General features: G+C 44.7%; 5 protein-coding genes. 1 reads left to right on the top strand and 4 read right to left on the bottom strand.

The window, feature by feature from the left end:
- Positions 1-557: 557 nt before the first annotated feature.
- Positions 558-1,328 carry a lysophospholipid acyltransferase family protein gene (locus EXU57_RS05755; protein ID WP_133267224.1) on the bottom strand — a complete coding sequence of 257 codons (771 nt, stop codon included), beginning with the start codon at positions 1,326-1,328 and terminating at the stop codon, positions 558-560.
- A 141-nt stretch (positions 1,329-1,469) separates the two neighbouring features.
- On the opposite strand from EXU57_RS05755, the gene EXU57_RS05750 reads away from it, so the two are divergent.
- Positions 1,470-2,189, top strand: a complete 720-nt coding sequence (locus tag EXU57_RS05750; protein ID WP_165958043.1) for an SIMPL domain-containing protein — start codon at positions 1,470-1,472, stop codon at positions 2,187-2,189.
- A 55-nt stretch (positions 2,190-2,244) separates the two neighbouring features.
- Here EXU57_RS05750 and clpB read toward each other — a convergent pair whose 3' ends face one another.
- The 3 genes from clpB to EXU57_RS05735 all read right to left on the bottom strand — a co-directional run bounded on the left by clpB (position 2,245) and on the right by EXU57_RS05735 (position 9,248).
- Complete coding sequence (gene clpB / locus EXU57_RS05745) at positions 2,245-4,863, bottom strand: ATP-dependent chaperone ClpB (protein WP_133267222.1); 2,619 nt, start codon at positions 4,861-4,863, stop codon at positions 2,245-2,247.
- Between the two features lie 462 nt (positions 4,864-5,325).
- A complete protein-coding gene (locus EXU57_RS05740; RefSeq protein ID WP_133267221.1) occupies positions 5,326-7,230 on the bottom strand; it encodes a DUF3857 domain-containing protein in 1,905 nt (634 codons plus the stop codon).
- A 2-nt stretch (positions 7,231-7,232) separates the two neighbouring features.
- The gene (locus EXU57_RS05735) at positions 7,233-9,248 is read right to left on the bottom strand and encodes a transglutaminase domain-containing protein (protein WP_165958042.1); all 2,016 of its coding nucleotides are present in this window, start codon (positions 9,246-9,248) and stop codon (positions 7,233-7,235) included.
- Positions 9,249-9,284: the final 36 nt, after the last annotated feature.

Raw genomic sequence — 9,284 nt, 5'->3', positions numbered from 1 at the left:
GAAAGGTTGATCAGTTGAGTGGTTCACAGACGACTCACCTTCTGGTTTGCAAAACAATGCTTTCCCGTGCAGGCGCACTTTTTCATTTTACATTTTGCATTTTACATTTTCCCCACGCCGCAGAGAACGGGAGAAGCGGAGGTGGCGCTGAGGGAATGTTGATCAGTTAAAAGGTTGATCAGTTGAGTGGTTCACAGACGACTCACCTTCTGGTTTGCAAAACAATGCTTTCCCGTGCAGGCGCACTTTTTCATTTTACATTTTGCATTTTACATTTTCCCCACGCCGCAGAGAACGGGAGATGGGGAGTGGCGCTTAGTAGAGTTGATCAGTTGATAGGTTGATCAGTTGAGTGGTTCGCAGACGACCCGCTCGTATTTCATTTTACATTTTTCTCACCGCTGAGAACGGGATTGCGGAGGGGAAGTTAATCAGTCGAAAGGTTGATCAGTTGAAACGTTGCTTGGACTAAGTCAATATAGGTGCACCAAACTTTGCCGTGTGCAGGAGTCCCTTTTTTGCATTTTTAATGTTGAATTTTACATTATTAAATCTCCTCATTTGTCCATTTTATTGATGACATGGTGTTTTCCTTTCATCATAAAACGTTTGCTTTGCTCTATGGCATCCATCACCTGTTCGAGTATAACCTCGGCAGGCTGCGAATAGTCAATCACCAGAGGTTCTTTAATGCGGATGGTAAGCAGTGAGCCCTTTTTCTTGAGGGCCAGGCCGGTTTTGTTGAAGGCTCTCCAAAAACCATTTATGACCACCGGGATCACGATGGGCTGATTTTTCTTGATCAGAAAAGCGGTACCCTTTCGAGCAGGCGCAAAAGGCTTGGTTGTACCCTGGGGGAAGGTAATCACCCAACTTTTATCGAGCGCCCTTTCGATCTTCCGTGTGTCAGATGGATCAAGTCCACGCCTGACTTCAGTACCTTCTGCGCGCCAGGTTCGTTTAACCGTAAGTGCGCCGGCAAGGGTAAACAGTTTGCTGATCCAACTGCCTTTCATTGTTTCTTCAGCAGCCACATAATAGACGTTTGTAAATGGGTTTAACAGGTAGTAAGGAACACCAAGGCGGTTCCGCTTCCGCCATTTTACTGCTGCGAATATGTGTAGAAAAGTAATCACATCAGCAAAATACGTCTGGTGATTGCTTACAAAAAGCACATTTTTTTTAGGCAGGTTTTCGAGGTGTTCCGTTCCTTGTATTTTCAATTTGTTGATGATCGCCAAACCCGGGTAACTGACAACACCAACCAACGCATAAACGGCCGATCTTACCAGTCTTATGTGCTTTAACTTCTCTACAAATGAACTCATTACACTTGAATTTGGCTATCAATTTTTGCTTAATAGGGTGTGCAAAATAAGGAATGTAAACATATTGTTAATTACAGAGTAATATATTTATGCCATTATGTAATGCCCACATTACACGAATCAGGAAAACAAACTTATACTATGAAGAAGATAATTATTAGTATGGCATTTATGGCCGGCATGTTAGGGGCGATTGCTCAAACTCCCGAGAACACAACCAGGCAAAGAACAATCAATGTTTCAGGGATGGCAGAGATGGAGATTGTTCCGGACGAAATTTTTGTACAGGTAGACCTTCGGGAGTACGATAAAAAAGGCGCCGGCAAGGTAGACATTGAGTCGATAAAAAACAGGTTTATCAAAGCGGTGATCAGCCTTGGAATACCGGATACAAACATTAGCGTGCAGGGTTATTCTGGTTACGATGGTAACCCATGGTGGTACAAGAAGAATCGTAAGAAGAACCCGGATATGATGGCAACCATCAGCTACCTGGTAAAACTCAGCAATAGCAAAAAAATGGATGAACTGGTTGATAAACTAGATGACGAGGCAACCCAGAATTTCTTCATTGCGAAGGTCTCGCACAGTAAAATGACCGAGCTAAAAAAGCAGCTCAAAGTGGAAGCAATGAAAGCAGCAAAAGATAAGGCGGTATACCTTGCTGGTTCGCTTGGTGAAAGCGTAGGTAAACCAATCATGATTAACGATCCAAGTGAAATCGGTTATCACGCTCCCCGGGTGTACTCAAACGCAATGATGAAAACGGAAGGTTTTGCTGGTGATCAGGCTGCGCCCACCATCGATTTTAAAAAAATTAAATACCAGTTTGAAGTGAATGTAACTTTTGAACTGAAGTAAAAGGCATAAAAAAAGGGACACGCGATTGGCGTGCCCCTTTTTTATTCATTGTTTGTTACTGCATAACTTTATCAGGAACATCATTTCTAAATACCACCACCCCATCGAAAACGTCAACCAACACCGGGTGATTCTTGTCGATGTCACCAGCAAGTATACGTTTGCTCAACTGATTGATGATCTCCTTCTGGATCAGCCTTTTTAGGGGTCTTGCACCAAACTGTGGATCGTAACCGTTTTCGGCCAGGTAATCCAGGGCATAATCGCTGAACTCGAGGTTGATACCATTCTGGGCCACCAGCGACTTTAAGTTCTGCAGCTGTATCTTAATAATACCTTTAATCTCATTTTTCATCAGTGGCTGGAACATGATCACTTCATCTATCCTGTTTAAAAACTCAGGACGGATGGTTTGCTTTAGTAAGTTGAACAATTCAGCCCTTGTACTTTCAACAACCTGCTCTTTGTTGCTTTCTGTAACATTTTCGAAAGCTTCCTGGATAACGGAACTTCCCAGGTTGCTGGTCATAATGATGATGGTGTTTTTGAAGTTTACCACCCTACCCTTGTTATCGGTTAAACGGCCATCATCCAATACCTGTAGTAAAACATTGTAAACATCAGGATGTGCTTTTTCGATCTCATCGAGCAGTACTACGCTGTATGGCTTGCGACGAACGGCCTCAGTAAGCTGCCCACCTTCATCATATCCCACATATCCCGGAGGCGCACCGACCAACCTGCTTACCGTATGTTTTTCCTGGTATTCACTCATGTCGATACGGGTCATCATGCTTTCATCATCGAACAGGTAATCTGCCAGCGCTTTAGCAAGTTCAGTTTTACCCACACCGGTTGTTCCAAGGAAGATGAATGAACCAATTGGACGTTTGGGATCCTGCAAGCCAGCACGGCTGCGCCTTATCGCGTCGGCAACTGCTTCAATTGCCTCATCCTGGCCCACTACGCGCTTATGTAGTTCTTCTTCAAGGTGGAGCAATTTGATACGCTCGCTCTGCATCATCTTGGCAACCGGAATACCTGTTGATTTCGCAACGTTATCAGCAATATCTTCTGAGTCCACTTCTTCCTTCAGCAATCTTTTGTTTTCACTGATTTCCTCAAGTTTTTCAGAGAACTCTGCAATGATCTGTTCCTGTTCTTTAACGCGGCCATACCTGATTTCTGCAACCTTACCATACTCACCATTACGTTCTGCCTGCTCCGCCTGTTGCTTTAAATTCTCGATCTCAGCTTTTGCATTCTGTATTTTTTCAACGAGGTCTTTTTCCTGCTGCCATTTCGCTTTCAGGGTATCGCGTTCAGTTGAAAGATTGCTGATCTCTATTGATAGTTGTCTTAACTTGTCTTCGTCGTTCTCGCGTTTAATCGCCTCCCGTTCTATTTCGAGCTGGCGAATACTTCTTTCCAGTTTGTCCAGTTCCTCGGGCATACTGTTCATTTCGAGTCGCAGTTTAGCCGCACTTTCGTCAATCAGGTCAATGGCTTTATCCGGCAAAAAGCGGTCGGTCATGTACCGCTGGCTCAACTCAACCGCTGCGATAATGGCTTCGTCCTTTATGCGTACGTGGTGGTGGGTTTCGTAACGATCTTTTAATCCACGAAGTATTGAGATTGCATCTTCAACTGACGGCTCATCGATCATCACCTTTTGAAAGCGTCGCTCAAGTGCTTTATCCTTTTCAAAATACTTTTGGTACTCATTGAGCGTAGTTGCGCCAATGGCCCGGAGCTCACCACGTGCAAGTGCCGGCTTAAGAATGTTTGCAGCATCCATCGCGCCTTCGCCACCACCTGCTCCGACGAGGGTATGTATCTCATCGATGAAAAGAATGATTTCACCATCACTATCGGCAACTTCTTTAACCACACTCTTAAGTCGCTCCTCGAATTCACCTTTATATTTAGCCCCGGCGATTAACTGGCCCATATCGAGGCCGAAAATGATTTTGCTCTTCAGGTTTTCAGGTACGTCGCCATTGACAATACGATGAGCCAATCCTTCTGCAATGGCTGTTTTACCAACACCAGGCTCACCAACAAGAATAGGATTGTTTTTGCTCCGGCGGGATAAGATATGCAAGGTCCTGCGGATCTCTTCATCACGGCCAATAACCGGGTCAAGTTTGCCTGCCCTGGCCATATCGTTCAGGTTGCGGGCATATTTCTGGAGCGCATTATATTGTTGGGAACTCGTTTGAGAATTTACGGTTGAACCCTTACGAAGGTCTTTGATGGCGGCGGTCAATCCTTTCTCGTCGAGACCAGCGTCTTTCAATAAACGTGAAACGTCGTCGTTGACCTGTAACAATCCAAGCAGCAGGTGTTCAACGCTGACAAACTCGTCTTTGAAGGTCTTGATGGAAGCGTTTGCTTTCAGCAAGGCATTATTAAGGTCGCGGCTCACGGATTGTGCCGGTTCTCCATTCGACGTTCTGGGTAGTTTTTTTATCGCTTCATCAACCTTGCCTGTAATAAACCCAACGTTTACATTGTTCTTTTTTAGAAGGAAATCTACAGGACTGTCATCATCCTTTAGTAAAGCCTTCAGCAAGTGATTCGTTTCAATATTGGGGTTGCCGTTATTGAAAGCTTCCTGCTGCGCCTGCTGGATGATTTCCTGTGATTTTATCGTATAATTATTCATGTTCATACTTAATGATTTTTAGGTTTGAAAATGTTGGCAATGATGCTTATCGGGGAGGAAATATTGATTAAACCTCTGTTACCGTGACGAACCTGCCATCCTCCTCTCCCCTCCAATTTGCCCAATATTGTTTGAACCATCGTGCTAAAGGAGGTAACCTCATTGAACAAAAGCCTAACCAACTGCATAATCAGGAAATTCTGGCACATGATCAATCGCTGATCTGCTGCAAAGTCAGTACCACAGCGGATTTCATGCAATTTTTACCGGCTCCTCAATGCTTTGTATGAGGCAGGATAAGACGTGGCGTAAAGAAACCTTTGCCGCTGAATATACCTGCAAGAAAAAGTGAAAAGGTACCAATGGTGGAGACCTGAATCAAACAACCACCCGGTCAGGGTGGTTGTTTGTTATAGCATAAGTTCAATCGGTTGAAGCTCGCATAGGTGCGCACAGTACGAATAATTCCTAAGGCGTCACATCTCTTTTTACAAGCACAAACCGGGAGCGATCAGCTTTGTAGATCTCCTCGTAATAACTCACCAGCGCTGCATAGTCTGTTGCAGGAAAAAGCCCTGCATTTCTTTCCGACACCCGTACCACAGCTATCGAATTACCGTTGAGCTTAAAACTAATGCTATAAGATCCAAATTTTGTTTTTAGCGAGACGTCCTTGGGTACTGCTTCACTCTCGTAGCCATTCGGAATAGCAAGGTTAATGGAATCCACGTCCTGGTAAGGATAATCCAGCAAGATATCAAACCGGCGAGGCTTATCGGTGGGAAGCTTTGTTCCATTCCGATTGAAGAGGTTGGGCATAACAAAGATCCGTTTGCCCGAAACGGCTGCATAGTTCGGAGCTGAAATTTTCAGGTATTCGTCCATTGCTGGGATTATTCCTTTTGTTTCAACATAATTGAATTTTTCCAATTTGTAGGTTGGCAGACTTATGGCCTCATTGAGAAACTCCTCACGCTCCTTTTCTGTTGCTCCATGTACAAGCCCGTGAACCCTTTCCTGTTGCTGTCCCGTAAAGTGGGTCGCTACATCAACAGCCAGGTGTCCGTCCGGGTTTATTGCTCCCATGATACTCCTGATCTGCAGGTTATCCTTTGCTTTGTAAGCCGGTGTCGACACCACATGGCCGCCGTCGTCGGCAATAAAAAGGGCTTTTCGGTTCCCGGTAAACCCGCCCATATAGCCGGCACTTACCGTTTGACTTGTGCATTCCAGCCACATCGTATCTTTTGCATCCGGAACACACATTACAGCGTGGTTAAAGTAGTTTGCAGGAAAGTCTTCGAGGAGGCCCCTTTCCCCTTCACCTGCTGTAATAATAACATTGTTAGCCCAGATACCCACTTCTTTCAACAGGCTAACCATATAATTGGACAAGGCTTTACAGTCGCCGTACTTTTTTGTTGCCACATCGGTTGCCGGAAACGGCTGCAGTCCACCAATTCCCAGCTGAATAGAAATATACCGTGTATTTTGCTGCATGTACTCGTAAATCAGCCGGATCTTTTGCTTCCTGTCGCTAATTCCATCGGTCAGACGGTGGATGTCGGCTTTAACGTTCTCCGGCAATGCATCGCGTCCAACATAAAGGCTCGAAATGTATTTTCCCAGTCCCTGCCAGGTACTCATATCTCCCTGGTAGCCACCAAATTCAAATTTGGTCGGTGCCGTCATTACATGTGGAAGCACCTGGGAGACATCGGGTTGAAACGGCTCACTTACAAAACCGGGAACATTCTTTAGCTCCCATTGGTAAGTTATGGTTTTGCCTGAATTTGTTACGACCGGGGCGCCCGCATAATTAAATTGCTTGAACCTTAGACCGTAGTCTGCCGGCACTTCCACCGTAAAGCTGCTTTGCTGTAAGGCGTATTTCTGTGCTGGTATCGGCATCCAATCTTCAAGGTTGAAAATACCGTTCATCTCAATTTCATCTTCATACTCTACCGTGTAAGGAAAACTGGTAGAGTAAAACCGGTGTTGCTTAATCCGTCCATCGGTAATCAGGCTCATGTCGTCATCCTGCGAGCGGTCGGTAATATCCTTTTTCTTCACGGATTTAATTTCCTTACCGGATGCATCGAAGAGCTTGCCATCAATTTCATTGATCCTGATCATCTTATCGTAATAGCCGGAATAACCCGAATAGCGAAGGCCATCCTCATTCATTACCGTAATAGCATACTTGTGGCGGATTATAGCTTTAGAAGCGGACTTCACCGTCATCCTTATGGACTCACTTCGTTTGATCGCCCGCGCATTTGCCTGCAGCGAGTCGGGAATGTTCGCCACCGCATAAGTTTGCGCCTCAACACAAGCGGGTATACAGCACAATAAAAAAAGCAGTTTTCTCATGTTTATGATTTAATCTTCTTGAGAACTATTTGCTCACCGTGCTTCTTGACTACGTAAGCAAAAAAATCGCGGAGTGACTGATAATCTTCGGGTAAAAAAGTCGCACGGTTCAACTTGACAACGGACCGCAATTGTAATACCCCATCAATACCACTCACCAGGTACTCGAACATACCCTCATTATCGTTTAATTTTACCCTTGTTGACTTAGGCAATTCTTCCACCTTATAACCTTTTGGTATGTCCATGCGCAAAACAAAAGTCTCATTTATTTTAAATGGCATCTCGACCGGGTAAGACCGTTCTGCAGCTTTGAAAGGATTGTCTTTATACCCTTCCGAAAACACCGGGTTCAGGTATATCAGGTCCTCGCTGAAATCCATCTTGAAATCGTACTTCACTTTAATGGGTTCGTCATAGGTTTTGAGTGCTTCAATTTCAGACCCAGTAAGCTCGACGTCCATACCGAAGGAGCTTTTAACCTTTTTGAAGTAGTCTTCTTTGGTAGTCTTCACCATAGTTTCGCGAAGATTATACGACTCATTGTCACCAAGTATAGATGAATACGAGCCTGTCATGCCCGATTGTTCATCATTCACCACAATAACACTGGTAACCTTTGCTTCATCAAGGGAGTCGGCTTTAAGGTCGATAAGGGCAGGTAGTACGTCTATAATACGCGCATAACCGTTGTAGCAATCGCTGGGCAGTTTACCGAAACCCAGTTTGTTGTGAGAAGCGTCTAACAGGTAAGGCGCATCATTCACCTTAACCTGGCAAACCACATAGTTCAGCCTATCCATAATCGGGTAAGCCTCGTATGCTTTTCCGTTTTCACGTGTACTCAACAACACCGGGTGAGCCTCAAAGCCCTGGCGGGTCAACATAGCGGTGAGCAGCAGGTTAACATCGGCAACATTACCTGTTTTCGATTGCCATACCTTACGTAAGGGGTTACTAAGGTACTTCGCATCATGATCAGTACAGGTGGTATTATCCCGAACAAAGTCGTAGATCTTATGCGCCTTTTCGAGATCGGTTGTGGCGCCGGCCACCGCATTTTTTAGTTCATCGTCGAGCCAGCCGAGATTTTTCGTGAGTCCCTCACCAAATAAAGGATCTTTCATCATCTCCTCTGCTACGGTTGTCCAACTGCTCATAACCTGTTTTACCGGGGTCTCAGGATACCTGATTTTAGACAACTGGAAGTCGACCCTGCTCACGTGATCCTTGAGGGTAGAGGTATAATTTTCTTTTTTTAGTGCCGGAATATTTTCCATTGCCCAAACACTGTTAACGATTGTAGAACGGAAATTTATGGTTTCACTCCTATCCGACGCACTTGTTCCCGGTAGAAGAATGTTATAGGTTTCTTCACTTGTTTTAGCAGTATTTACCGCAAATGGATGATAGCCCTGCCGAAAAGTTACAAACTCGTATACCGTGGGAACGGTTATGTCGTATTCGCTCCAGTGCACAGGATACTCCCCCTGGAACTGCCATGACCTGAGGTCGCGTTCATAAGGAGACTTAAGCGTGTATTTGATATCGATGATACAATTCTCCTTTAAATTGGGCATGGTGAACTTACGGATCGTATAGTTCTTGTTGTATTTGTCCTTATAGATGGCATTCTTTTCAAGTTTGGTTTCCGATACCGCCCCATTTTCAAGATTAAAGGTGGACGCATTAAGGTTTATAATTTCCTCTTCCAGATTGCCTGAAGCGTAGATGGGCAAACTGATGCTGGCTACGTCGAAGCCATTCCGGTTCATAATCCGTATACGGGTGTGCCGCTTAAAAATAATGGAGAACCCTCCTTTATTATCTCCTTCATATTTTGAAGAAGCAATGTCGGAGAGGACAATTGCATTTGCGTTGCTGTCGATTTGTGAAAGTTTTGCAGCGAAATCGCCCGGTTTGACATCACCAAATTTTATATTTGGCCTTTGCGCGTCTGCATGGATTGCGGTGGTTAGAAAAAGGCAAGACATGACTCCTACCATGAAATTCTTCATCGGTTTTTTAGGTTTAGGGTTTGCAGTACCAAAACG

The organism is Segetibacter sp. 3557_3 (genome assembly GCF_004354985.1).
Taxonomy (GTDB): Bacteria; Bacteroidota; Bacteroidia; order Chitinophagales; family Chitinophagaceae; genus Segetibacter.
The sequence above is the reverse complement of the archived record's forward strand: the minus strand, read 5'-3'. Positions and strand labels throughout refer to the sequence as shown.